This window comes from Bartonella sp. M0192 (assembly GCF_016102305.1).
Classification (GTDB): Bacteria; Pseudomonadota; Alphaproteobacteria; order Rhizobiales; family Rhizobiaceae; genus Bartonella; species Bartonella apihabitans.
The window spans coordinates 158,248-181,289 of the sequence record NZ_JACFOU010000001.1 but is presented as its reverse complement, the minus strand read 5'-3'; the positions used below and the strand labels follow the sequence as shown (position 1 = coordinate 181,289).

General features: G+C 45.8%; 22 protein-coding genes. 17 read left to right on the top strand and 5 right to left on the bottom strand.

All coding sequences use genetic code 11. The annotated features are described in order from the left end of the window. Positions 1-98: 98 nt before the first annotated feature. Complete coding sequence (cobS, locus tag H3S82_RS00850) at positions 99-1,085, bottom strand: cobaltochelatase subunit CobS (protein WP_077973181.1); 987 nt, start codon at positions 1,083-1,085, stop codon at positions 99-101. Between the two features lie 169 nt (positions 1,086-1,254). Next, positions 1,255-1,872 carry a J domain-containing protein gene (locus H3S82_RS00845; RefSeq protein ID WP_077973180.1) on the bottom strand — a complete coding sequence of 206 codons (618 nt, stop codon included), beginning with the start codon at positions 1,870-1,872 and terminating at the stop codon, positions 1,255-1,257. 140 nt (positions 1,873-2,012) lie between these two features. Here H3S82_RS00845 and H3S82_RS00840 point away from each other — a divergent pair, with 140 nt between their 5' ends. Then, positions 2,013-2,294, top strand: coding sequence for a BolA family transcriptional regulator (locus tag H3S82_RS00840; protein WP_077973179.1), 282 nt, complete (start codon positions 2,013-2,015; stop codon positions 2,292-2,294). 194 nt (positions 2,295-2,488) lie between these two features. On the opposite strand, the gene H3S82_RS00835 is transcribed toward H3S82_RS00840, so the two are convergent. Then, complete coding sequence (locus H3S82_RS00835; RefSeq protein ID WP_198237081.1) at positions 2,489-3,442, bottom strand: tyrosine recombinase XerC; 954 nt, start codon at positions 3,440-3,442, stop codon at positions 2,489-2,491. Positions 3,443-3,496: 54 nt separating this feature from the next. Beyond that, entirely contained in the window at positions 3,497-4,327 is an 831-nt protein-coding gene (locus tag H3S82_RS00830) for a SapC family protein (protein ID WP_198225616.1), read from the bottom strand. A 257-nt stretch (positions 4,328-4,584) separates the two neighbouring features. On the opposite strand from H3S82_RS00830, the gene rimM reads away from it, so the two are divergent. The 10 genes from rimM (at position 4,585) to H3S82_RS00780 (ending at position 13,315) form a co-directional block, all read left to right on the top strand. Then, positions 4,585-5,136: a ribosome maturation factor RimM gene (gene rimM / locus H3S82_RS00825; protein WP_198233455.1), complete on the top strand. Its 552-nt coding sequence runs from the start codon at positions 4,585-4,587 to the stop codon at positions 5,134-5,136. Then, positions 5,133-5,831, top strand: a complete 699-nt coding sequence (gene trmD / locus H3S82_RS00820) for a tRNA (guanosine(37)-N1)-methyltransferase TrmD (RefSeq protein ID WP_077973171.1) — start codon at positions 5,133-5,135, stop codon at positions 5,829-5,831. The genes rimM and trmD overlap by 4 nt, the downstream gene beginning before the upstream one ends. A gap of 178 nt (positions 5,832-6,009) precedes the next feature. Then, positions 6,010-6,471 (top strand): 50S ribosomal protein L19, encoded by a 462-nt coding sequence (rplS, locus tag H3S82_RS00815; RefSeq protein WP_077973169.1) that lies wholly within the window; start codon positions 6,010-6,012, stop codon positions 6,469-6,471. A gap of 207 nt (positions 6,472-6,678) precedes the next feature. After that, on the top strand, positions 6,679-8,088 hold the full coding sequence (gene leuC / locus H3S82_RS00810) for a 3-isopropylmalate dehydratase large subunit (protein WP_198233456.1): 1,410 nt from the start codon (positions 6,679-6,681) through the stop codon (positions 8,086-8,088). Between the two features lie 106 nt (positions 8,089-8,194). After that, a complete protein-coding gene (locus H3S82_RS00805; protein ID WP_210326761.1) occupies positions 8,195-8,662 on the top strand; it encodes a GNAT family N-acetyltransferase in 468 nt (155 codons plus the stop codon). A 527-nt stretch (positions 8,663-9,189) separates the two neighbouring features. Then, positions 9,190-9,591 (top strand): succinate dehydrogenase, cytochrome b556 subunit, encoded by a 402-nt coding sequence (sdhC, locus tag H3S82_RS00800; RefSeq protein WP_077973165.1) that lies wholly within the window; start codon positions 9,190-9,192, stop codon positions 9,589-9,591. A 19-nt stretch (positions 9,592-9,610) separates the two neighbouring features. After that, a complete protein-coding gene (gene sdhD, locus H3S82_RS00795) occupies positions 9,611-9,997 on the top strand; it encodes a succinate dehydrogenase, hydrophobic membrane anchor protein (protein ID WP_078040192.1) in 387 nt (128 codons plus the stop codon). Between the two features lie 5 nt (positions 9,998-10,002). Further along, positions 10,003-11,847, top strand: coding sequence for a succinate dehydrogenase flavoprotein subunit (gene sdhA / locus H3S82_RS00790; RefSeq protein ID WP_198237080.1), 1,845 nt, complete (start codon positions 10,003-10,005; stop codon positions 11,845-11,847). 15 nt (positions 11,848-11,862) lie between these two features. Then, on the top strand, positions 11,863-12,642 hold the full coding sequence (locus H3S82_RS00785) for a succinate dehydrogenase iron-sulfur subunit (protein WP_077973159.1): 780 nt from the start codon (positions 11,863-11,865) through the stop codon (positions 12,640-12,642). 451 nt (positions 12,643-13,093) lie between these two features. Beyond that, complete coding sequence (locus tag H3S82_RS00780) at positions 13,094-13,315, top strand: hypothetical protein (protein ID WP_198233517.1); 222 nt, start codon at positions 13,094-13,096, stop codon at positions 13,313-13,315. A 472-nt stretch (positions 13,316-13,787) separates the two neighbouring features. Here H3S82_RS00780 and H3S82_RS00775 read toward each other — a convergent pair whose 3' ends face one another. After that, a complete protein-coding gene (locus H3S82_RS00775; protein WP_198233516.1) occupies positions 13,788-15,029 on the bottom strand; it encodes a ubiquinone biosynthesis hydroxylase in 1,242 nt (413 codons plus the stop codon). Positions 15,030-15,135: 106 nt separating this feature from the next. Between H3S82_RS00775 and H3S82_RS00770 the strand changes: the two genes are divergently transcribed. The 6 genes from H3S82_RS00770 to H3S82_RS00745 all read left to right on the top strand — a co-directional run bounded on the left by H3S82_RS00770 (position 15,136) and on the right by H3S82_RS00745 (position 22,921). Beyond that, complete coding sequence (locus tag H3S82_RS00770; RefSeq protein WP_198233515.1) at positions 15,136-16,008, top strand: acyl-CoA thioesterase II; 873 nt, start codon at positions 15,136-15,138, stop codon at positions 16,006-16,008. A 439-nt stretch (positions 16,009-16,447) separates the two neighbouring features. Beyond that, positions 16,448-16,786 (top strand): P-II family nitrogen regulator, encoded by a 339-nt coding sequence (locus H3S82_RS00765; RefSeq protein WP_077973154.1) that lies wholly within the window; start codon positions 16,448-16,450, stop codon positions 16,784-16,786. A gap of 319 nt (positions 16,787-17,105) precedes the next feature. Beyond that, positions 17,106-18,275, top strand: coding sequence for an ammonium transporter (locus tag H3S82_RS00760; protein ID WP_246785276.1), 1,170 nt, complete (start codon positions 17,106-17,108; stop codon positions 18,273-18,275). Positions 18,276-18,431: 156 nt separating this feature from the next. Beyond that, positions 18,432-20,879: a DNA translocase FtsK gene (locus H3S82_RS00755; RefSeq protein ID WP_198233498.1), complete on the top strand. Its 2,448-nt coding sequence runs from the start codon at positions 18,432-18,434 to the stop codon at positions 20,877-20,879. 132 nt (positions 20,880-21,011) lie between these two features. Continuing rightward, positions 21,012-21,629 carry an outer-membrane lipoprotein carrier protein LolA gene (locus H3S82_RS00750; RefSeq protein WP_370541268.1) on the top strand — a complete coding sequence of 206 codons (618 nt, stop codon included), beginning with the start codon at positions 21,012-21,014 and terminating at the stop codon, positions 21,627-21,629. A gap of 485 nt (positions 21,630-22,114) precedes the next feature. Then, positions 22,115-22,921, top strand: coding sequence for an exodeoxyribonuclease III (locus H3S82_RS00745; protein ID WP_198237079.1), 807 nt, complete (start codon positions 22,115-22,117; stop codon positions 22,919-22,921). Positions 22,922-23,042: the final 121 nt, after the last annotated feature.

Genomic DNA, 23,042 nt, shown 5'->3' with positions numbered 1-23,042 from the left:
GCATACAGTTGTCGCCCGTTTGAACGGCTCACTGTCAATTAGTCCCGAAGGACGTTCGCGTGTATTGTCTCCTGATTGTGCTGCCAAAGCTGCTTTCCTTATGACAAAACCGAGTTGGCAAGGGATTCAGGCAATTCCTTGCCAAAAGCCCGCTGATAGAATTCGGCAACGATCGGGCGTTCCAATTCGTCGCACTTGTTTAAAAATGTAAGGCGGAATGCAAATCCCAGATCCTTGAAAATTTCGGTGTTTTCAGCCCAGGTAATCACGGTACGCGGGCTCATGACTGTCGAAAGATCGCCATTGATGAAGGCTTGTCTCGTCATATCGGCAACATGAACCATTTGTGAAACCGTCTCGCGGCCTTCTTTGGTGCGGAAGGATTTTGCCTTTGCCAGAACAATATTGACTTCATTGTCATGCGGCAAATAGTTCAAAGTTGTCACAATCGACCAGCGGTCCATTTGCGCCTGGTTGATTTGCTGTGTGCCATGGTAAAGGCCGGTTGTGTCACCCAGACCGATTGTGTTTGCTGTAGCAAACAGACGAAAAGCAGGATGCGGTGAAATAACGCGACTCTGATCAAGCAAGGTCAAACGTCCGGACGATTCCAATACACGCTGGATAACAAACATAACATCAGGACGACCGGCATCATATTCATCAAAAACCAGTGCAACATTTCTTTGATAGGCCCATGGCAGAATACCATCCTGAAATTCTGTCACCTGCATACCGTTTTTGATAACAATCGCATCCTTTCCGACAAGGTCGATACGACTGACGTGGCTATCAAGATTGACGCGGATACAAGGCCAGTTCAAACGCGCGGCAATCTGCTCGATATGGGTAGATTTACCGGTACCGTGATAGCCTGAAACCATCACACGACGATTGAAGGCAAAACCGGCAAGGATGGCTAAAGTTGTTTCCCGATCGAATAGATAATCCGGATCAAGCTCGGGCACATTAGGATCTGTTTCGCTGAACGCTGGAACCTGCATATCGGTATCAATACCGAAAAGTTCGCGTGCCGAAACCGTTATATCCGGCACATTATCAATACCCAGATCGTCCTTTGTCATCATGCCTCCATACGGATAAAACCGCTGTCCGAATTAAATATGAACACACCTTATAGCTATAATGTGTTTTAAATTGAAGAGCTACAAGCTCTCGATCTGTTATCAGACAGTCAGACAAGAATTTCAATGTTCCATTGAAAAGAATTGCCTTTTGGTCTTCAATTTGACGTTAGCAAAAGCCGGCATTTTTCAGCAGGTTATATGCCTGTAATACTTCGCGCAAGCGATCTTCGGAAGACCGGTCACCCCCATTTGCATCAGGGTGATGAAGTTTTACCAGAGCCTTGTATTTCGCCTTTATGTCACGGCTGGTTGCATTGGCGTCAAGGCCCAATGTCATGAAAGCCCGCGCTTCCAGTGTTTTCAATTTTCGTGGTGCGTTGGTTGCCCGGCTTTGTTGATTGAACATATGAAGCGGATCGTTTACCCGGTTCTGATAAGCGGCTGAACCGGAACGGATTCTCGAAAAATCGGCTGCAGGCTTGGCAGCAGCGGCATTGACACCCGATTTCCAGGTCGGGCGATGGCCGGTCAGTGCATCTTTCTGGAATTTCGCGATTTCTTCATCTTTCAAACCGGTGAAATAATTGAAATTCTTGTTATATTCGCGCACATGTTCGAGGCAGAAATGAAGATATTCTCCCTCATGATCGCGCCCTGCTGGAGCCCGATGAGTGCCGGGTTTTGTGCATCCTTCCCATTGACATTGGGGAACCTGAGGTTCCACCTTCTTTTTTCTGTTGGAACTGATGCGGATTGAGTCAAATAATTTCGATGTGGTCGTCATGTTTCCGACTTAAAACACAATATACATGTTTGGCAAGAATTGACTTTCGGGATTTTTGTTCCCACATGTGAGTTGCCGATTTCCTGAATATCAAGAATCGGGTGAAACTTACCGCTCACATATGGGGTTAAAAGAAGAAAATGTCCAGCACAGTTGCAGAAACTATCAAGAAAAAGCTTCAAGCTGCCTTTTCTCCATCTGTTATTGAAATTATCGATGAAAGTCATCTTCACGCCGGTCACCAACACGATGATGGCCGTAGCTTCGATGGTAAAGGCGAAACGCATTTTCGGGTCAAAATTACTGCAAAGGCTTTTAAAGGTATGAAACGGGTGGATATCCATCGTGCAATCAATCATGTTCTCAAGCATGAACTTGAAAGCGGTATCCATGCTTTGGCGATTGAAGCCAAGGCCGAGTAACCGGATGTAAGATCATCCGGTTTCATTTTACAAAACAATAAAGCCTTTTAAATCATACCGGATCAATCTTGTGCTTCAGGCCGATTGTTGAACAAAATTCCGGATTTCAAATATTCCACAATTTTAAATGTTAAAGTCAATGACCGTTTATCAACGGTAATTCTGCAAGTATGTTTTTAATCTAGAGGCAATCCTCAACGTGGATGGGCTTTTTTATAAACTTCCATGAGGCGGTCGGTATCAACACCGGTGTAGATTTGTGTGGTCGAAAGACTTGCGTGACCGAGCAATTCCTGAATAGTGCGAAGATCTCCCCCGCGCGACAATAAATGTGTTGCAAAAGAATGCCTGAGGGCATGCGGTGTAACACTATCGGGAAGGCCGAGGCTTGAGCGCAATTGTTGAACAGCGCGTTCGACAATTGCCCTTTGCAATTTTCCACCACGCACACCACGGAATAAAGGTTGATCGGGTGGTAGAATGAATGGGCAACAGGAAAGATAATCATCTATTGCCTCATGGACAGCCGGAATAACCGGAACGAGACGGGTTTTTCCTCCTTTGCCGGTTACATAAATGCTGGTGGTGTTTTTGTCGCCGAAATCTGCAGGCGTTAGTGATAAAGCTTCCGATATTCTCAGGCCACATCCATAACAGAGAGTGAGAATGGCAGCGTTTCTGGAAGCAACCCAAGGTTCGTCATCAAGCTGGGTTTTCTTGTCAACAATATGCAATGCATCAGCGATATTGAGCGGTTTTGGCAAAGATTTCGGTTGTTTCGGTGTGCGCACAACACGCGCTGCCGGCACATCGGCAAGTCCGGCACGTGTTAAAAAGTTGAAAAACGAGCGTATACCGGCAAGACCGCGCCCGAGTGAACGCGAGCCAACGCCTTCATTGCGCCGATAGGCAAGAAATGATCTTATATCGGCAACGCGAAGTTCGGAAAGATCGGAAATGTCGGGAGGATGTCCAAGATGCTCACAAAGAAAACTTAGAAATTGTCGGCTGTCCCGTTCATAAGCTTCAACGGTGAGTTTAGCAACACGGCGCGTTTTTTCAAGCTGCTCGAGCCAGTCTTTGCGCGCGGACAAAAGCTTTGGCGTTGCTTCCAATAATGGAAGATCGGAGGTGGAGATCTCTGTCATGGCATCAATTTACCATGACAGAGTTTAACATCGGGTTTCTCTGTTCGAGCGACCTTAATTGATTTTTGTCGAGACAGGTTTATTTTTTTTAGTGGCTTCGCCGGTTTTATCGGATATGGCCGCTTTCGGTGCAGCTATTGCATTTTTCATATGGGCAATGTGGAGATTCATTAAGCCAGGCAAGTTGTTCATCGACATTAATTGGGCAAAGATCCAGCCAAGAAAGCCTTGTTTGTGGAGTTTTGCCAGTTGGTCGCCGGAAAGCTTGTTGAATTTCTCGGTGTCGATAATCCAGAAATTTTCGAGCCTTGCCGTCTGTCCGCTTTGCGAGCGTATGTCGATCGACTGTTTTTTGAACAGGCCCATTTTGGCAATCGTTTCCAGAAATTTGTTTGTCTGTTCCATGCTGTTTTTGAAAGCGTTCAGGAAATTGATACGATCTTCCATAAAAGGTGAAACACTGCCATCGCTGTTAAAGAGATCAATTCCTTCAACTTCGTTGAACATGCCTGATTCGGAATCGAAACAGACAGTCAATTCTTTCTGGTCAGGTGCACCTGCCAACACAAATGGATAACGGCGGACGAACGCCGGAATATATGTGTCGGGGCGCCACTTTTTATCCTTGTCAAGATAATCGTTTTCATCATTTGCCAAACCGAGCATGGCAACGGCAGTATAGGTAATTTTACCTTCTTTATCTTCGGCCCCCATAAACAAAATCGGGTAGTTCAAAGCGGCCTGATAGAATTCTTCACCTGCCAATGGAACCCAGTGGGTATTTGCTGCAAAGTCGAGATTTTTCGGAGCACTGAATTTCAGTTTTTTGTGTGTTTCGCGTGAAATGGGGACGATGTTTTTATAAAAAAGCATAACTGTTGGCATAGAAACTCTCCTGAAGTGTTTTTAAAATGGCTACGTTTTGCAATGTTTTGACCCCAAAGCCGCCATTGTTGCTTTTCAATCGGGATAGAACGGTTTTCTCTCGATCCCTATTGAATATAGTAAATGAACCATATTAAAGCGAACGGCTTGAATTTTGAGCGGGTATTATTAAAAAAGTCTCAAGCTTGAAGTAAATTTTTAACAAAAGCCGATTTTTAAGAGCCGAAAGCCGCAAATTGGAGCAAAAGTAGAACCATATGGGAAAAAGCAAAGATAATTTTGTGCGCCTTGCAACCATCGCGGCAGCCCACGGTATTAAAGGCGATGTAAAACTTGTAGTATTTACCGCCGATCCTCTCGGAATTTCGTCTTATGGTAAGCTATTCGACGAAAATGGCCGATCTTTCAAGATTGACCATATCAGAAAAACGGGCAACGCTGTCATTGCGCATTTTTCAGGTATTGATGATCGCAGTCACGCCGAGGCACTCAATGGAATAGCGCTTTATGTCGATCGCCAACAATTGCCGGATGATCTCGAAGAAGACGAGTTTTATCAGACCGATCTTATCGGTTTGCGTGTCAGAGACGAAAATGGTCAAGTGATCGGCAAGGTCAACGCCGTCTTTGATTTCGGTGGTGGTGATATTCTTGAATTGAAGATTGAAGGCGAGGGGCTCAAGCTCATTCCCTTTTCAAAAGCTGCCGTCCCTGAAATCGATATCGGTGAGGGATATATCTCCATTGATCGGGTTGCAGCAGGTCTTGTTGACGATGATCTGGATTCGGGTCACGAGGAGGAACAATGAGTTTCAAGGCTCAAGTACTTACTCTTTATCCGGAAATGTTTCCGGGGTTCCTCGGGCATTCAATGGCGGGGCGTGCATTGGAAAACGGCATCTGGTCGCTTGATAAAGTCCAGATAAGAGATTTCGCATCTGATCGTCATCATAGTGTGGATGACACACCCTCCGGCGGTGGTGCCGGAATGGTCATGAAGCCCGATGTGCTCGCAAAAGCCATTGACAGTGTTGACAATCATTATCCCCGTTTGTTGATGAGCCCGCGCGGGCGCAGTTTCAACCAGAAAATGGCTCATGAATTGAAAGATGGCGGCGGCGTAACGCTCGTCTGCGGGCGTTTCGAAGGTGTGGACGAAAGGGTGATCGAAGCCAGAAATCTTATCGAGGTTTCGATCGGTGATTATGTTCTTTCCGGTGGCGAGGGGGCAGCCCTCATTATACTTGATTCGATTGTGCGGCTTTTGCCCGGTGTGATGGGGAACAATCAATCGGGCGAACAGGAAAGTTTTGAGGCCGGACTTCTTGAATATCCGCAATATACAAGGCCACAAATATTTGAAGGCAGATCAATTCCCGAAGTTTTGACCTCGGGAAACCATCAGGAAATTGAAAAATGGCGCAAAAACCGGTCGGAAGAAATAACCAGAGCAAGACGGCCGGATCTTTATTCGATTTACGAGAAAAATAACAGGAAAGCTTGATTCAGTTTGCGCGATAGTGTAATGGGCAAACCACGTTTTCAGATGGTACGTCATCTGCATCCGGAAATTAATGGATGGTGAACCCGCTCCTGCCGCAAGGCATAGCCGAAGGAACAAGGTTTCGAGGGCAAGAGTCGAGCGCTCTGACTGTTCGAGAAGAACATGAAGGATTGATGAGATGAATATTATACAACAGCTCGACGCCGAGCAGCGCGCAAAAATTGAAGAAAAGCGCAAACTCCCTGCCTTTCAGGCCGGTGACACACTTCGCGTTTCGGTTCGTGTGACTGAAGGTACACGTACCCGTGTTCAAGCTTATGAAGGTGTTTGCATTGCCCGTTCGGGTGGTGGTCTTAACGAGACATTCACCGTTCGTAAAATTTCCTATGGCGAGGGTGTAGAACGCGTATTTCCGGTTTATTCACCACTTGTCGAGGGCGTTGAAGTCGTTCGTCGTGGTAATGTGCGTCGTGCCAAACTCTATTATTTGCGTGGCCTTACCGGTAAAGCTGCCCGCATTTCCGAGAAAAGAGACTACCGCAAGAAGGCGGTTGATGTTCCAAGCACCGGTGTGGCTGAAACTGTCACTGTTGAAACAGTGGCTGCACCGCTACCGGAAGCTGAACAGAAATCAGAATAAAAGCCGATTGGTTTTATTTGAGATAAAAGCGGCTTTTAAGCCGCTTTTTTATTGCATCGGTTTCTTTATGGAATTTGATGCGGGCTTTGCAAAATCGTCCGATCGTTCTTATCTCATGTCATGTTGATTGACTTTTGGAACAATCGCCGAATAATGGCCGATTTGAAAGTTGAAAACGCTTAATTTTTAATATTCAAGGACAAAAAAATGAGTGCCCCGCGTACACTTTATGACAAGATTTTTGAAGATCATATTGTAGACCGTCAGGAAGACGGTACTTGCCTACTCTATATTGATCGTCATCTTGTTCATGAAGTGACCAGCCCTCAAGCTTTTGAAGGTTTGCGTATCGCTCATCGTCCTGTGCGCCATCCGGAAAAAACATTGGCTGTTGTCGATCATAATATTCCGACATCGCCAGATCGAGCAAAAGGTATCAAGAACGAGCAAAGCCGCACGCAAGTGGAGGCTTTGGCAAAAAATACCTCCGAATTCGGAATCGAATATTTTAACCAGAACGATAAACGTCAGGGTATTGTCCATATTATAGGACCTGAGCAAGGCTTTACTCTGCCCGGCATGACCATTGTCTGCGGTGATAGCCATACCTCGACACATGGAGCTTTCGGCGCCCTTGCCCATGGTATCGGTACGTCCGAGGTCGAGCATGTTCTGGCAACCCAGACACTGATCCAGAAAAAATCGAAAAATATGCTGGTTCAGGTCAATGGTAGTCTGCCAGAAGGCGTGACCGCAAAAGATCTTGTTCTGGCCATTATCGGAAAAATCGGTACAGCCGGTGGAACCGGCCATGTGATCGAATTTGCCGGCGAGGCAATTCGTGGCCTTTCTATGGAAGGTCGCATGACTGTCTGCAATATGTCGATTGAAGCAGGTGCACGAGCCGGAATGATTGCACCGGACGAAACCACTTTTGACTATATCCGGAGCCGTCCGCGCGCGCCGAAAGGCGAGATGCTGGAAAAAGCAATTGCCTATTGGAAAACACTGAAATCGGATGAAGGGGCACATTACGACACTGTTGTCACGCTTGATGCATCCGAGCTTGTGCCATCGGTTACGTGGGGATCATCGCCGGAAGATGTTGTTCCGGTTACCGGCGTTGTACCGGATCCGGAAGACATTGACGATGAAACCAAACGTGCTTCCAAAATGCGGGCGCTCGAATATATGGGCTTGAAGGCCGGCACAAAAATGACGGATATCAAGATTGATCGGGTCTTTATCGGTTCTTGCACCAATGGACGTATTGAAGATATGAGAGCCGCGGCTGCAATGGTTAAAGGCAAAAAGGTTGCACCCACCGTTTCGGCAATGGTCGTACCGGGCTCGGGTCTCGTTAAAGAACAGGCAGAAAAAGAAGGGCTTGATAAAATCTTCAAGGATGCCGGTTTTGATTGGCGGGAACCCGGATGCTCCATGTGTCTTGCGATGAACGATGACAGGCTGGAGCCGGGAGAACGCTGTGCTTCAACCTCCAATCGTAATTTCGAGAGCAGGCAGGGCTATAAAGGGCGCACGCATCTGGTGTCACCTGCTATGGCTGCTGCGGCTGCAATTGCCGGTCATTTTGTCGATGTCAGAGATTGGAAATAGGAACTGCGGCAAATTGTATTTCCTGAAGCAAGAACTCTTTACGTTTTGATCTGGTCACTTTAAACATAGATCAAGTGAAAAACCCACCAAAGGGAGTTCGGGTATGATGACGATTAATAAAGAAGACCGGCATGATGTGGCAATCAGCCTTTTACATTTGAAGGATGCACGTTTACTTGCTCCTCTTCTTGCAAGTTATACCCAGGCGTTAAAACGTGGTGCCCCGCGTCGGCCCGACGAGTATTACGCCGAGCAACTGCTACAGGATCGTACGGCCGAAGTACTTGGCGCTCACGTTAACGGTGAACTCGTCGGATTTGTCATTTTTTATGATCATCCCGAACCGGTTTCCGGATTGCGTGCAGGGCAGGTAGATCATATTCATGTACATCATGAGTATCAGGGTAAGGGCATCGCCAAAGCTATGATCGATCTTCTTTGTGATAAAGCCGAGGAGCGTGGCTGGACAAAGTTGATTTTGAATGCTCCCCGTATTCCCGAGGACGGGCGCAAACTTTATGAGCAAATTGCCGTAAAAGGGGATTGGACCGGCTATATTATACGGTTCGACTGAAATGGCTGAAGCTCGTTTGCTCCTATAACTTAATTATTCAAAATAAAATCAGGAAAACCGTTTTGTTTGAAAACGCAAAACGGTTTTCTGCTATTCGAGCAATATTTGAGTAAATAGGGGCGGTAACCGAGAATCAGTTTATGTGCCTACCGTCGCTTCTAAGGCCTCGCAAAAGGAAAAATATGATTGATTTTATCATGTTTTTAAACGATTAAAACGCGATTTGTAATAAAAACTCTACCCAATCCCAATGATTTGATGACAAGAATATGCTTTACTGCTTTGACGTGGAGCAAAATCCGCATTAGAAGAATAATGTTCTTTAGTTTTGACTATGGAGCATTCGGTTGTTTTTGGGTGTGACCTTTAATCCGCCAACTGAAATGGCCGGCCTGTAGCATTGGATGAAAAATATTGTTCCGGTGCATTGAAAGTTATTTCCAACCTGTTTGCAAAGCAAAACAGACGGGAGGAATGGCGGGGGTGGTTATTCCATAACCGCAGTCAAAACCAGGTCAGGAAAGCCTATGACAGATACGACAACAACAAAACCGCGTCCTATTTCACCGCATGTCAGCATTTATCGCTGGCCGATTACGATGGCGATGTCTATCGCCCACCGTATTACGGGAGGTGCTCTCTATGTCGGGACCTTGTTCCTTGCAGCATGGTTGATGGCAGTAGCGTCCGGTGGTGGGGCATTTGAAGCAGTGAACGGTTTGTTCAATTCATTTATCGGGCGCTGCATTCTGTTTCTATATACATTGGCTCTTGTCCATCACCTTGTTGGCGGTGTGCGGCATTTTTTCTGGGATACAAGAACGTATCTCCTTGAAAAACATTGCGCGACCAAAACGGCTTGGGCAACAGTCTTTATTTCCATTATCGTGACGCTTCTTATCTGGATCGTCGGTTATTGCGTTCGTTAATGGCAGGGAGAAGATATTCATGAAAAAAGATTTCAGAACAGAACTTGGAAAAGTTCGGGGCTGGGGAGCTGCCCATACAGGAACGAGCCATTTTTGGGCGCAACGTATGACAGCGCTTGCCAATGTCCCGTTATTTATCTTTTTCATCGTGCTTGTTGTCTCCCTTGTTGGCAAGGATTATGCGACGGTGCATGCAACATTGGCAAATCCGATTGTAGCCGTTGTGATGGCTTTGATGGTTCTTTCCGGTGTCTATCACATGAAACTCGGGATGCAGGTCATTTTGGAAGATTATTTTCCGAATGAAGCAACACGCATCTTGATGTTGGCACTCAATACGTTCTTTTGTTACATTATTGGTGCGGGTCTGCTTCTTGCCCTTCTAAAAATTACATTGGGAGGTTGATCTCTATGGTCACCACTTCTTCAACTAGTTCCACAACAAAAAGTGGAAAAGCCTACCATTTTGTCGATCACAAATTTGACGTCGTTATTATTGGTGCCGGTGGTTCGGGGCTACGTGCAACATTGGGAATGGCCGAACAGGGGTTAAAAACCGCCTGTATTACCAAGGTTTTTCCGACACGTTCCCATACCGTGGCAGCACAAGGTGGTATTGCAGCATCTCTATCCAATATGGGGCCGGATAATTGGCAGTGGCATATGTATGACACGATCAAAGGGTCCGACTGGCTAGGCGATATGGATGCCATGGAATATCTGGTGCGCAATGCACCGGCGGCTGTCTATGAGCTTGAACATTATGGTGTTCCGTTTTCACGTACAGAAGATGGTAAAATCTATCAGCGCCCGTTTGGCGGACATACCACCGACTTCGGAGCTGGTCCGCCCGTTCAGCGTACATGTGCTGCTGCCGACCGTACGGGTCACGCTATTTTGCACACACTTTATGGCCAAAGCCTGAAGCATAATGCGCAATTCTTTGTCGAATATTATGCACTCGACCTCATTATGACCGATGGCGTTTGCACAGGTGTTGTGGCCTGGAATCTTGATGATGGCAGCATTCACCGCTTTTCGGCAAAAATGGTTGTGCTGGCGACAGGTGGTTATGGCCGTGCCTATTTCTCGGCAACATCTGCCCACACCTGTACAGGTGATGGCGGTGGTATGATTTCCCGTGCCGGTTTACCGTTGCAGGATATGGAATTTGTCCAATTCCATCCAACCGGCATCTATGGTTCGGGATGCCTGATCACCGAAGGTGCACGCGGCGAAGGTGGCTATCTCATCAATTCGGAAGGCGAGCGTTTCATGGAACGCTATGCTCCCTCGTTCAAGGATCTTGCTTCGCGTGACGTTGTTTCGCGTTGTATGACGATTGAAATCAGGGAAGGACGCGGTGTTGGTCCTAAAAAAGATCACATCTATCTGGTCTTGAGCCACATTGATCCGGCCATTTTGCATGAGCGTCTACCGGGTATTTCCGAATCAGCCCGCATTTTTGCCGGTGTTGATGTCACGAAAGATCCGATACCGGTTATTCCGACGGTTCACTATAATATGGGCGGCATACCGACCAATTATTTTGGCGAGGTATTAAACCCGACAGATGATGAACCCGATCGTGTTCAACCAGGCTTGATGGCCGTCGGTGAAGCAGGGTGCGCTTCTGTGCACGGTGCCAACCGTCTCGGTTCGAACTCGTTGATTGATCTTGTAGTGTTTGGTCGCGCGGCGGCTATCCGGGCTGGCGAAGTTATTGATCGCAAGTCGGAAATTCCGCCAATAAACGAACAGGCGGTCGATAAGATCATGGATCGGTTCGATCGTATCCGTTATGCCAATGGAGCCAAACCTACAGCCGAGTTGCGTGAAAAGATGCAGCGCGCCATGCAGGAAGATGCGGCGGTTTTCCGTACGGAAGAAACGCTTCGGCAAGGTTGCAAACGCATTTCGGACATCTGGAATGAATTGCCGGATGTGAAGGTAACCGATCGCTCGCTCATCTGGAATTCCGATCTGATGGAAACATTGGAGTTGGAAAACCTGATGGCCAACGCGATTTCGACGGTTTATTCGGCTGAAGCCCGTCATGAAAGCCGTGGTGCTCATGCACGTGAGGACTACCCTGAGCGTGACGACAAAAACTGGCGTAAGCATACGGTTTCGCGCTTGTCCGAAGATGGGAAAGTTTCACTATCCTATCGTGGTGTCCACCTCAACCCGTTAACCAAAGAGGAAGACGGTGGCATTTCGCTCAAGAAAATTGCGCCTAAGAAGCGCGTTTACTAAGGGGAGATACTGATAATGGTTCATATGACGCTTCCCAAGAATTCGCAAATCAAGCCGGGTAAGGTTTGGCCAAAGCCGGCTGATACGTCGAAACTGACCGAGTTCCACATCTACCGCTGGTCGCCGGATGACGACCAGAACCCGCGTCTCGACACTTATTATGTCGATCGTAATTCTTGCGGTCCTATGATTCTTGATGGCCTTTTATATATCAAGAATCACGTTGATCCGACTTTGACATTGCGGCGTTCCTGTCGTGAAGGTATTTGCGGCTCCTGTGCCATGAATATTGACGGGTCCAACACCCTTGCCTGTATTACAGGCATGGATGACGTTAAACATCCGATCAAGATTTATCCTTTGCCATCAATGCCGGTGGTAAAAGATCTGGTTCCTGATCTCAACCGGTTCTATGCTCAACACCGCTCGATCGAGCCCTGGTTGCATACAGTTTCACCTGAACCGCAGAAAGAATGGCTACAAAGCCATGAAGACCGCCAGAAACTGGACGGACTTTATGAATGCATTCTTTGCGCATGTTGCCAGACATCCTGCCCGAGCTATTGGTGGAATGGTGATCGGTATCTGGGACCGGCAGTGTTACTGCAAGCCTATCGTTGGATTGCCGATTCGCGAGATGAAGCAAAGGGTGAACGTCTTGATAATCTGGAAGATCCGTTCCGGCTCTATCGTTGCCACACAATCATGAATTGTGCGCAAACATGCCCGAAGGGGTTGAACCCTGCAAAGGCTATTGCCGAAATCAAGAAATTGATGATTGAACGGCGCGTTTAACGGTAAAATTCAGGCCTATTTCATTTAAAAGCCGCGTGAAAATTCACGCGGCTTTTTTAATTGGTCCTCGACATTTTCGAGTGTTCTTGAAAAACGACAAGGTCGTAAAAATACAGAGCTTCATAAAAATACAAGGGGTACGACTGCAAAAACAACGATGTTTAGAGGTGAAAGGTCGAAACCTGCGAAAGGCAGTTATGTGGATTGCCTAACCGTTAAGAGGCTATGTTTTCCGGTATATCAATAATATTTGCTCACCGGTTTAGAGCTTTGTTACATCATGACCAGATGTAAATTACCGCGCTTCCACCAATTTTTTGAGTGCCGACTGAATTGTATTTCTTCAAAAGGAAATGGGCGCGTCGCAATCCATATGATCAAGCATAATTTTTATTTCCATTCCCGAGGCTTCATTTAACTCTTAGGGATATTTTTTATTGAACGATTGAGAATGATTTTTATTGAACGGTTGGAGATGTTTTTTGTTGTTTTGCCGAGCGGGATAAGTGGAACTATCCATGTTGATGAAGTTTCGCTCATTTTTATCCAACCCGCTTCAAGGCTTTTTCCTTCGGATACAATTTTCCAAGTCGTCAACGGGCTGACTTTATTATGCCGGATGATGCCGGAATTTTATGTTTCGTTTTCAATGGCTTTTGCAGTCCTGATTTGAAAACAGTAAAAATCCTTGAATTTTAAAAAGCTTAAAATCCGGAATGAACATAATCCGGTTTCTTGGCTTAAAAAAACCGGACGATACTTGATTATGTGCCAAAGGCATTGTCTTCAAATTTGGTGAATTGCAAGACCTATTCTTTGCCACATGCGCCAAGTGCCAAGGTCTTGACGAAATTACCAAAAGCCGGCTGGAAACACGAATAAGAGGATGACCGGTGAAATAAAAGCGGGGAAGGCATAGTTTAAAAAGCGGGAAAGTCGTCATGCGAAAAGTGCGAAAAGGCGATCTGAGCGGCCGCCACCGCTATCCAATCGGGTTTTTCGATTACGAGGAACCCGAATTAATATTAGGGGCACGAATTTTTCATTTTGTTATCAGACCCGATTTGAGGGTTACTCGCTTGGTACGGGTCTGATTGTTGGACTTCTCTTTCAAGGAATTTGCTTTACCTTGATTAAGCTCTTTCTCAGAGTGCTTCGCCTAAAAGAAGTTTGGGAGAACCGTCAGTAATACCGGCCGCTTCCTGAATGAAATAATTCTTCATTTTTGGCATCCGTTCAACGAGGCCAAGACCGACATCGCGCAATAAACGTATCGGCGAAATGTCATTGGAAAACAGTCTGTTAAGCACATCTGTTGTTATCCCCATACGCACTGTCTCGAATCTGCGCCAAGCCTGATAGCGTTCGAGCCCGACAATGGACCCTATATCAAGGCCAAGGCGAGCCGTTTCGACGATAATTTGTGCAAGTGCGGCAACATCCCTAAACCCGAGATTCAATCCCTGTCCTGAAATCGGATGAATGCCATGGGCAGCATCACCGGCAAGCGCGAAACGCGGTTTGACAAAACTTCTCGCCAAAGTGAGGCCGAAGGGGAAAGCACGTCTTTCTCCCACCACTTTCAACGCACCAAGATGATGTCCGAAACGAAGCTCGAGTTCGGATTCAAAAACAATATCATCGGCAGCCATCAGGCGTTCGGCGTCTTTATTGCGTTCGTTCCAGACAAGCGATGAACGATTGCCTTTAAGCGGCAAAATGGCAAAAGGTCCTGCGGGCAGAAAATGTTCTTCGGCACGTCCATTATGCGGGCGTTCATGCTCGACAGTACAAACAATACCCATTTGCCCGTAAGGCCAGTAAATTGTTTTGATATCGGCAATGTCACGGAGCTTCGAGCGCACACCATCGGCAGCGACAAGAAGTCGGGCCTGCAATGTCTCACCATTGCTCAATTCGATATGCATTTCGTTACCGTTGTTGGTAAAATTACTGACGCTCAAAGCTTCTAAAACAGGTATCTCCAATTCTTCCGCACGACGGTGAAGCGAGGCGTTCAGATATTTGTTTTCCACCATATAGGCAAAAGGTTCTCCGGGAGCGACGTCGCCATCAAAGGTGAGGAAAACCGGTCTTACCGGATCACTATTGCGTGAGTCGGTAATGATCATGTCATTGATCGGTTGTGAGAGTGGCTCGATTTCATCCCAACATTGAAGTTGTCTCAGCATACGAATGGCAGCTGCCGCAATTGCCGATGCACGCGGATCGGTTTTCCAACTATCCTTCGGGGCAGCATCAATTACTGCAATCTTGAGGGACGGCACAGCCTGTTTAATCGCAACGGCGAGTGAAAGACCGACATAGGCACCTCCTGCAATGACGAGATCCAGAACTTTATGGGGGTGGATTGCCGAAGAAGACATAGAGCTTCCTTTCGTAAGTATTGATGAGCGGGATGGTTGTTGACAATCATCTGCTTTCCTGTTTCACCTAATCGGTTTCGTTCAACTATCCAAGTGAATATGGCTCATGACCGATCGACTTCAACATCTATTATCCATACTGGATTTAGAAAAAATAGACCAGAATTTGTTTCGTGGTCAAAGCGGAAATTCGCATTGGCAGCGTGTTTTTGGCGGTCACGTTATTGCGCAGGCCTTGGTTGCTGCCCATCGCAGTGTTGCACCGGACAGATTTATCCATTCTCTTCATGCTTATTTTATCCGTCCCGGGGATCCTGATCATCCGATTATTTATGAAGTCGAACCACTTCGCGACGGAAGAAGCTTTTCTGTCAGACGGGTTGTTGCCAAGCAGAATGGCGTTGCTATTCTTTCTTTTTCATCATCCTTTCAGGTTGATGAACCGGGGCTTGATTATCAGCGCCCGATGCCGGAAAATTTGCCCGAGCCCGAGACATTGTCCGGTGAACAGGCAATAGACAAAGCGATTCTCGAATCTGCACCTGATAATATTCGTGATTACTGGAACGAGCAGCGTCCGTTTTTGATTCGCCCTGTCGATCTTGATGATTATCTCAATCGCGACAAACATCGGCCGGTACAACGCTGTTGGTTCAAACTGAATGGTAAAGTCGCCCCTGCCAGAAGCCTGAATTCAGCTCTTCTTGCCTATCTTTCAGACATGACTTTGCTTGATACATCGCTGATTGTGCATGGATTATCCGTTTTGACTCCCGGTCTCATTCCCGCGAGCCTCGATCATTCTATGTGGTTTCATCGTCCGTTCAGTCTTGATGACTGGATGCTCTATGACATTGAAAGTCCCAACACCCACGGCGCACGTGGATTTAGTCAGGGATATATCTACACGCGCGACGGAATATTGATTGCAAGTGTGGCTCAGGAAGGCCTCATCAGGCTAGTCAGCCCGAAACCATGACGATTAAGAAGAAAAAGCAAGACATATCTAATTAATTAAACCGGATTTAGCCAGTTTTATTATAATAAAAATTAATCATATTTCTGTATAGAGTTAAATTTATAAAAAATTATATTTTAAAATAAACAATTCGATCAATAAAATAATTTATCAAGCAAATAATATTATTTACATAAAATTATTATTACGTGAAACAAAATTATAAAGACAATGGATACCGTGGGAACGGTGTCCATAACCTTATCAATTTCAACCAATTTACGACCACGATAGCAACAGACAAACTTCTTGCAAACTTCTTGTCCTGTTTATTCTTTTTCCAGAAGCGAAATTTTTTCAATGTTTGGTGCCAATTGGCATGAAGCTTGAATGGCTTTCTGTGTTGTTGAAATTTTTAAATCCTTTTTTGGTCAACATAAATCGAGGAGTTGTAGGAGACATGAAGTTTATTTCCGCAATTATAAAGCCATTCAAATTGGATGATGTGAAAGATGCTCTTCTAAATATCGGCATAGATGGCCTTACCATTACCGAAGTCAAAGGATATGGCCGTCAGAAAGGGCATACCGAAATCTATCGCGGTGCAGAATATGCCATCAGTTTCTTGCCTAAAATAAAAATCGAAGTCGCGGTTCCAACCGATCAACTTGACCGGGTACTGGAAGTCGTGACCGAGGCCGCTCGCACCGGCCAAATTGGCGATGGTAAAATATTCGTTTGGTCTCTTGATAGAACTTTGAGGATTAGAACCGGCGAAACCGACGAAAATGCGCTTTAGAAAATCTTCTGCGAAAGGCAAAATGCCAAAAAAATAGGCAAAATGTGAAAATGGTTATCATATAAGCGTTTTTTATTGAGCTATATCGCGGGGCAGAGCGGTTGGCATGAAACTTGTTAGGTAAGTAAATGAGTGAACGTAAAGCGCGTTCTTTTCCAAATGGAGAGGTTTGATGGCGAGTTTGAAAAAATTAATTCCTGTGGCTATCGGGGCGTTTGCATTAATCGGGACGGATGCAGGCTATGCGCAGGAGGTAGAAACAGTCACCGAAGTCGTTAACGAAATTCCGGCTAAAATAGATTCTGGTGATACTGCATGGATGCTGGTTTCAACGGCATTTGTTCTGCTCATGACCATACCGGGGCTTGCCCTTTTTTACGGTGGCATGGTGCGCAAGAAAAATGTTCTGGCAACAATGATGCAAAGCTTTGCAATTTGCTGTCTTATCAGCGTTATCTGGTTTGTTGCGGGCTATTCTTTCGCTTTTTCCGGAAAAAATCCGTATTATGGCGATTTTTCGCTGTTGTTTTTAAAAGGCATATCTATTGATGACCTGAATGGAACATTTCCTACCTATCTTTGGGTCACGTTCCAGATGGCCTTTGCCATTATCACACCGGCACTTATTACCGGTGCATTTGCCGAACGTATGAAGTTTTCTGCAATGTTGTGGTTTATGGGATTGTGGTCGCTTCTCGTTTATGCACCTATTTGCCATTGGGTCTGGGGCGGCGGCTTTCTTGGACAAGATGGTGTCCTCGACTTTGCTGGCGGGACGGTCATTCATGTCAATGCCGGTGTCGCCGGTTTGATTACTGCGCTTGTTCTTGGGAAACGGCAGGGTTATCGCACCGTTAACATGGCTCCGCATAATCTCACACTGTCGATGATCGGTGCTTCTCTGTTGTGGATCGGCTGGTTCGGTTTCAATGCCGGTTCTGCCGGTGCTGCAAACAAAGTTGCAGCCGTTGCAATGTTGAATACGCAAATTGCCACTGCTGCCGGTGCTTTGTGCTGGATGATTGCCGAATGGGCTGTATCCAAAAAGCCGTCGGTTCTCGGCATTATTTCGGGTGCTGTTGCCGGCCTTGTGGCCATTACTCCGGCAGCCGGTTTCGTCGAGCCATCCGGCGCAATCATAATCGGCATCATCGCCGGACCGATATGCTATTTTGCTTCCGTTTTTGTCAAACGTGCATTGGGGTATGACGATTCGCTTGATGCGTTCGGAGTTCATGGCGTAGGCGGTATTATTGGTGCACTTTTGACCGGTTATTTTGCTTCCGATATTTTCTTTTCCGATCCGGAAGCTTATGCAAAAGTTTCTGTACTCAATCAGGGCTTTGGTCTTATTGTCGCCATTATATACACTGCGGTTGTAACAACCATCATTCTTTATGTTGTCAAGGCCGTCATTGGTTTACGCCCGACAAAACAGCAAGAAATCGAAGGACTCGACATTTCCTTGCACGGAGAAACAGTCCAGTAGATTTTCAGTTACATAAAAAAAGAAAGCCCGTTTTCCACAAAACGGGCTTTTTATTTTTCAGGCTTTTTTTATTGGTTAATAACCCGTTAACTCTCTCGCTTTATAGTCGATCATAAAAAATCTCTTTCGACTATTATCGGGTTTTCAGGTTAGGTTATGCGTCAGGATTCATCCCCTTATGATTTGACAACAGATGGTGCTTATCAAAGCCCGCATCTGGTGGAGATGTTTTCCCGACAACTTGGCTCGTTTGTCGGTATCGGCATATTGGTATTGATAGGCCTTGCCGCCGCCGCCTTGGCAACATGGAATGTTGCAGATCCGTGCCTGAGTTATGCCAATAATAATCCGGTTACAAATATCATGGGGTGGCCGGGAGCCGTCTTTGCAGATATTGCCATGCAATTTTTCGGGCTTGCCAGTGTTGCGGCCCTTCTTCCTCCTTTCTTTTGGTCGGTTCTTCTGATTGCCCAAAAAGATATAGGGAGACCATTACACCGGCTTTTTTTCTGGCTAATTTCGGCATTCTGTTTTTCAGGCCTTATTGCACTGGTGCCGCCTTTCGCGCATTGGCCCATGCCAATCGGACTTGGTGGTGTCTTTGGCGATAAAATCCTCAATTTTGCCAATCTTTTTCTCGGATCCGTGCCGACCGTGGTTTCAACATCAATTATTGCTGTCATTTTAGGACCCTTGGCATTTTGGACCGCCGCCATAGCGGGGGGCGTTGTCGGGCGCCGTAGCCCCAAGAAAAAAGCAAATTCCAGACGTAGAGCGGAAAACCGTATGGGAACAGAGGAAGATGACGGTCCGGCACGCGCATCTTTGATGGTTACTGTTCTTGGCGGAACAATGCATCTTTTCTATTTGTTGAGAGCAGAAATCGGCCGCTTTTTTCATCGCAAGGAACCGATGTTTCCTCCGGTTCCGAATTTTGAAGGGACGAATGCGCTCTATCATGAACGGGTCGAACCCGAATTTTCAACGCCTTCAGACACTGCACCGGATGAAATGCCATGGGCCGAACCGGAAGAGGAAACTGTCCTTCCAAGAGAAACAGCAAGCAAAGCGAAGTCGCGGCTTGCCGATGGATTCGAGTTACCCAGTGTCGACTTTCTGGCCGAACCGAAGCCTATCGAAAAGAGTGATCTTCTCACTCCCGAAGCTTTGAAAGAAAGAGCCGGCCAATTAGAGAGTGTATTGGAAGATTTTGGCGTCAAAGGGCAGATTATCAATGCGCGTTCGGGACCGGTTGTAACGCTTTACGAGTTCGAGCCTGCACCGGGTATAAAATCCTCTCGTGTTATCGGATTGGCAGATGATATTGCCCGTTCGATGAGCGCTATTTCCTCTCGTGTTGCGGTTGTTCCGGGGCGTAATGTTATCGGTATTGAACTGCCCAACCCGAAACGCCAGATTGTCTATCTTCGTGAAATTATCGCGACCCAGGACTTCTATAAGAATAAAGCCAAACTCGGACTTGCTCTCGGCAAGACAATAGGTGGCGAGGCCGTCATTGCCGATCTTGCGAAAATGCCGCATCTGCTTGTTGCCGGTACAACAGGTTCGGGTAAATCGGTTGCAATCAATACCATGATTCTTTCACTCCTTTACCGGATGACACCGGAACAATGCCGGATGATCATGGTCGATCCGAAAATGCTGGAATTGTCTGTTTATGATGGAATTCCCCATCTTTTAACACCGGTTGTTACCGACCCTAAAAAAGCCGTTGTTGCGTTGAAATGGGCAGTTCGCGAAATGGAAGAACGCTACCGTAAAATGGCGAAAGTCGGCGTCAGGAATATTGACGGTTTTAATGAACGGGTCAAAGAAGCCGAACGTAAAGGTGAACAGCTTTCAAGAACTGTTCAAACCGGTTTTGATCATGAAACCGGCGAGCCGATCTACGAGACCGAAACTCTTGATCTGACAACGATGCCTTATATCGTCGTCATTATTGATGAAATGGCGGATTTGATGATGGTTGCCGGAAAAGATATCGAGGGAGCTGTCCAACGTTTGGCACAAATGGCACGTGCTGCCGGTATCCACGTAATTATGGCAACGCAACGTCCGTCTGTCGATGTGATTACCGGTACAATCAAGGCGAATTTCCCGACTCGTATTTCATTTCAGGTAACCTCCAAGATTGATAGCCGTACGATTCTCGGAGAACAGGGTGCCGAACATTTGTTGGGGCAGGGAGACATGCTTTTCATGATGGGGGGTGGCCGTATCCAGCGTGTTCACGGACCATTTGTCGGAGATGAAGAGGTTGAACAGATTGTCCAGCATCTCAAGAGTCAGGGTGTTCCGGACTATCTTGATGCCGTCACACAAGAAAATGATGATGATGGCGATAATGACATTTCAGGCGGCTCCAGCCATTTTGAAGATTCGCAAGACCCTTATGATCAGGCGGTTGCCGTTGTCCTGCGCGATCGCCGTGTTTCAACCTCCTACATTCAACGTCGGCTCGGTATCGGCTATAATCGTGCTGCAACGATTGTTGAACGGATGGAAGAAGAAGGTTTGATAAGCCCTGCCAATCACGCCGGAAAGCGTGAAATTCTTGTTCCCGAAGAAGGCGAAAATTTTTAAAGACTGAATTTCATGTCATTGTCGGATCGCTGCTTTCGGGGCGCGTTCTGTCACAGTGATGCCACAGGTTACTGCAAAGATGAATGCAGGAGATTATGAATGACAAAGAAATGTGCACCAGCTTTCAAAATTATGTTTGCCGCTTTTGCTTTTGCAACCTCCGGTGTGACGGCATCGACAATGATACTTCCTCCGGCTTTTGCGCAGAATACCAATTTGGCAGCACACGCACAGGATATTGCCAATCATTTTGCTGCAATACAAACAATGACGGGTGATTTCATCCAGTTTAGCCCGAAAGGCGAAATGACCGAAGGAACGTTTTACCTTGAAAGACCGGGTAAAATCCGTTTCAGTTATAAAAATTCACCGGTACGCGTCATTACAGATGGCAAATCTGTTGCGATCAACAATCGCAAACTTGACACTTGGGATCTATACCAATTGTCGCAGACGCCCATGAAAATGTTACTCGATACAAAAATTGATCTTTCGGACGGTAAGCTTCTAAACGTCAGTCAGGATCAAGGGTCAACGACAATTGTTCTTGCCGATAAAACATTGGGTAAAGGTCAAATTCGTATGATTTTTGATTCCAAGACTTACGAACTTTTGCAATGGACCATTGTCGACAAACAAAATCTCGAGACCACTGTGCAGATTACCAATGTTCGCACTGGTGTGAGATTTGCAAAAGGAATGTTCGATATTCCCTACCAGCGTATTTCGATGAAACGGAATGGCAATTGATGTTTGCCAAATTATTCCGATACTGAATAGAGCTTCGTTTTTATATATTCAAACCGGAAATCTTGTATTTAACGGCTTGTTAAAATTCTATTTTCTTTTATATACAATTTATCATATCGAATTTTAAATAGATTTATAATATTTGTTCTTATGGTTATACGAATTTATTGATTTTAAAATCGGTTTATATTGATATTTCTCTCATTAAGAACGTATTTTTATATTTTATAAAAGACACGATCGGTTTTGATAAACATTCGCAAACGACAGAACTGTCTTTCGGGATTGATATTGATCGCCGACAGTTCAGAAGGAAAACGGATGCTTTTTTAACAGATCGGGTTTTCAGAAACTTTGCGTTTTATTGATCTCATTCCTGATTGAAATGAGGACATCAGTGTACCGGTGTTGCTAAAACTGGATTTTCTCCGTTTTTGCGCTTAAAGAACCGGTAACCGCATATTTTCAATCAAGGTTAAAGTTTGATGAGTTTTTCAGTTGCAACGTGGAATATCAATTCGGTTCGTTTACGTTTACCTCTTATTCTTAAAGTTATAGAAAAAGAAAAACCGGATATTTTGTGTTTGCAGGAAACCAAATGTCCTGATGATAAATTTCCATATAAAGCTTTGCGTGCGGCAGGCTATGAACATATCGCTGTTCACGGACAAAAAGGTTATCACGGTGTGGCAACCTTATCGTTGCGGCCTTTTGAAAATGTTGAAAAAAAGGAATTTTGCAACAAGCATGATTGCAGGCATATTGCTGTAACAATCAAAGCTGGCGATAAACATATCCGTATTCACAATTTCTATGTTCCTGCCGGCGGGGATGAGCCGGACCCCGAAATCAATCCGAAATTTCGTCATAAACTCGATTTTCTGGAAGAAATGAAAGCCGTCAAAGCCGATATGGGCGACGGGCTTTCAAGCATTCTCGTAGGCGACCTCAATATTGCTCCTTATGAAAATGATGTGTGGTCACATAAACAACTTTTGAAAATTGTCAGCCATACGCCGATAGAGACAAAAACATTGATTGATCTTTGTTCTCAAGGTGGTTGGGTCGACTTGATGCGCAAGAAAATTCCCGAACCGGAAAAGATTTTCACATGGTGGAGCTATCGGGCCAAAGATTGGGCCTCGTCCAACCGTGGACGCAGGCTCGATCATATCTGGTCATCGCCGGATCTTGTACCACATATGCAGGAAATGGAAATTTTGACCGAGGCAAGAGGAATGGAAAAGCCGTCTGATCATGTTCCCGTCATCATGCATTTCGACCTTGCATAACAAAAAGTGAAATTCGTTGTTATTGATCTATTGCTTTTGACAAAACATGAACAAAATTTCACGAGATTTTCGCTTCTGTTTATGAAATAAGAAGCAAAATTAAAACCTTTGCCGTTTTATA

Coding starts and splice junctions, on each gene's coding strand:
- cobS (WP_077973181.1), bottom strand. CDS start 1,085: ATGACAAAGGACGATCTGGGTATTGATAATGTGCCGGATATAACGGTT.
- H3S82_RS00845 (WP_077973180.1), bottom strand. CDS start 1,872: ATGACGACCACATCGAAATTATTTGACTCAATCCGCATCAGTTCCAAC.
- H3S82_RS00840 (WP_077973179.1), top strand. CDS start 2,013: ATGTCCAGCACAGTTGCAGAAACTATCAAGAAAAAGCTTCAAGCTGCC.
- H3S82_RS00835 (WP_198237081.1), bottom strand. CDS start 3,442: ATGACAGAGATCTCCACCTCCGATCTTCCATTATTGGAAGCAACGCCA.
- H3S82_RS00830 (WP_198225616.1), bottom strand. CDS start 4,327: ATGCCAACAGTTATGCTTTTTTATAAAAACATCGTCCCCATTTCACGC.
- rimM (WP_198233455.1), top strand. CDS start 4,585: ATGGGAAAAAGCAAAGATAATTTTGTGCGCCTTGCAACCATCGCGGCA.
- trmD (WP_077973171.1), top strand. CDS start 5,133: ATGAGTTTCAAGGCTCAAGTACTTACTCTTTATCCGGAAATGTTTCCG.
- rplS (WP_077973169.1), top strand. CDS start 6,010: ATGAATATTATACAACAGCTCGACGCCGAGCAGCGCGCAAAAATTGAA.
- leuC (WP_198233456.1), top strand. CDS start 6,679: ATGAGTGCCCCGCGTACACTTTATGACAAGATTTTTGAAGATCATATT.
- H3S82_RS00805 (WP_210326761.1), top strand. CDS start 8,195: ATGACGATTAATAAAGAAGACCGGCATGATGTGGCAATCAGCCTTTTA.
- sdhC (WP_077973165.1), top strand. CDS start 9,190: ATGACAGATACGACAACAACAAAACCGCGTCCTATTTCACCGCATGTC.
- sdhD (WP_078040192.1), top strand. CDS start 9,611: ATGAAAAAAGATTTCAGAACAGAACTTGGAAAAGTTCGGGGCTGGGGA.
- sdhA (WP_198237080.1), top strand. CDS start 10,003: ATGGTCACCACTTCTTCAACTAGTTCCACAACAAAAAGTGGAAAAGCC.
- H3S82_RS00785 (WP_077973159.1), top strand. CDS start 11,863: ATGGTTCATATGACGCTTCCCAAGAATTCGCAAATCAAGCCGGGTAAG.
- H3S82_RS00780 (WP_198233517.1), top strand. CDS start 13,094: ATGATTTTTATTGAACGGTTGGAGATGTTTTTTGTTGTTTTGCCGAGC.
- H3S82_RS00775 (WP_198233516.1), bottom strand. CDS start 15,029: ATGTCTTCTTCGGCAATCCACCCCCATAAAGTTCTGGATCTCGTCATT.
- H3S82_RS00770 (WP_198233515.1), top strand. CDS start 15,136: ATGACCGATCGACTTCAACATCTATTATCCATACTGGATTTAGAAAAA.
- H3S82_RS00765 (WP_077973154.1), top strand. CDS start 16,448: ATGAAGTTTATTTCCGCAATTATAAAGCCATTCAAATTGGATGATGTG.
- H3S82_RS00760 (WP_246785276.1), top strand. CDS start 17,106: ATGCTGGTTTCAACGGCATTTGTTCTGCTCATGACCATACCGGGGCTT.
- H3S82_RS00755 (WP_198233498.1), top strand. CDS start 18,432: ATGCGTCAGGATTCATCCCCTTATGATTTGACAACAGATGGTGCTTAT.
- H3S82_RS00750 (WP_370541268.1), top strand. CDS start 21,012: ATGTTTGCCGCTTTTGCTTTTGCAACCTCCGGTGTGACGGCATCGACA.
- H3S82_RS00745 (WP_198237079.1), top strand. CDS start 22,115: ATGAGTTTTTCAGTTGCAACGTGGAATATCAATTCGGTTCGTTTACGT.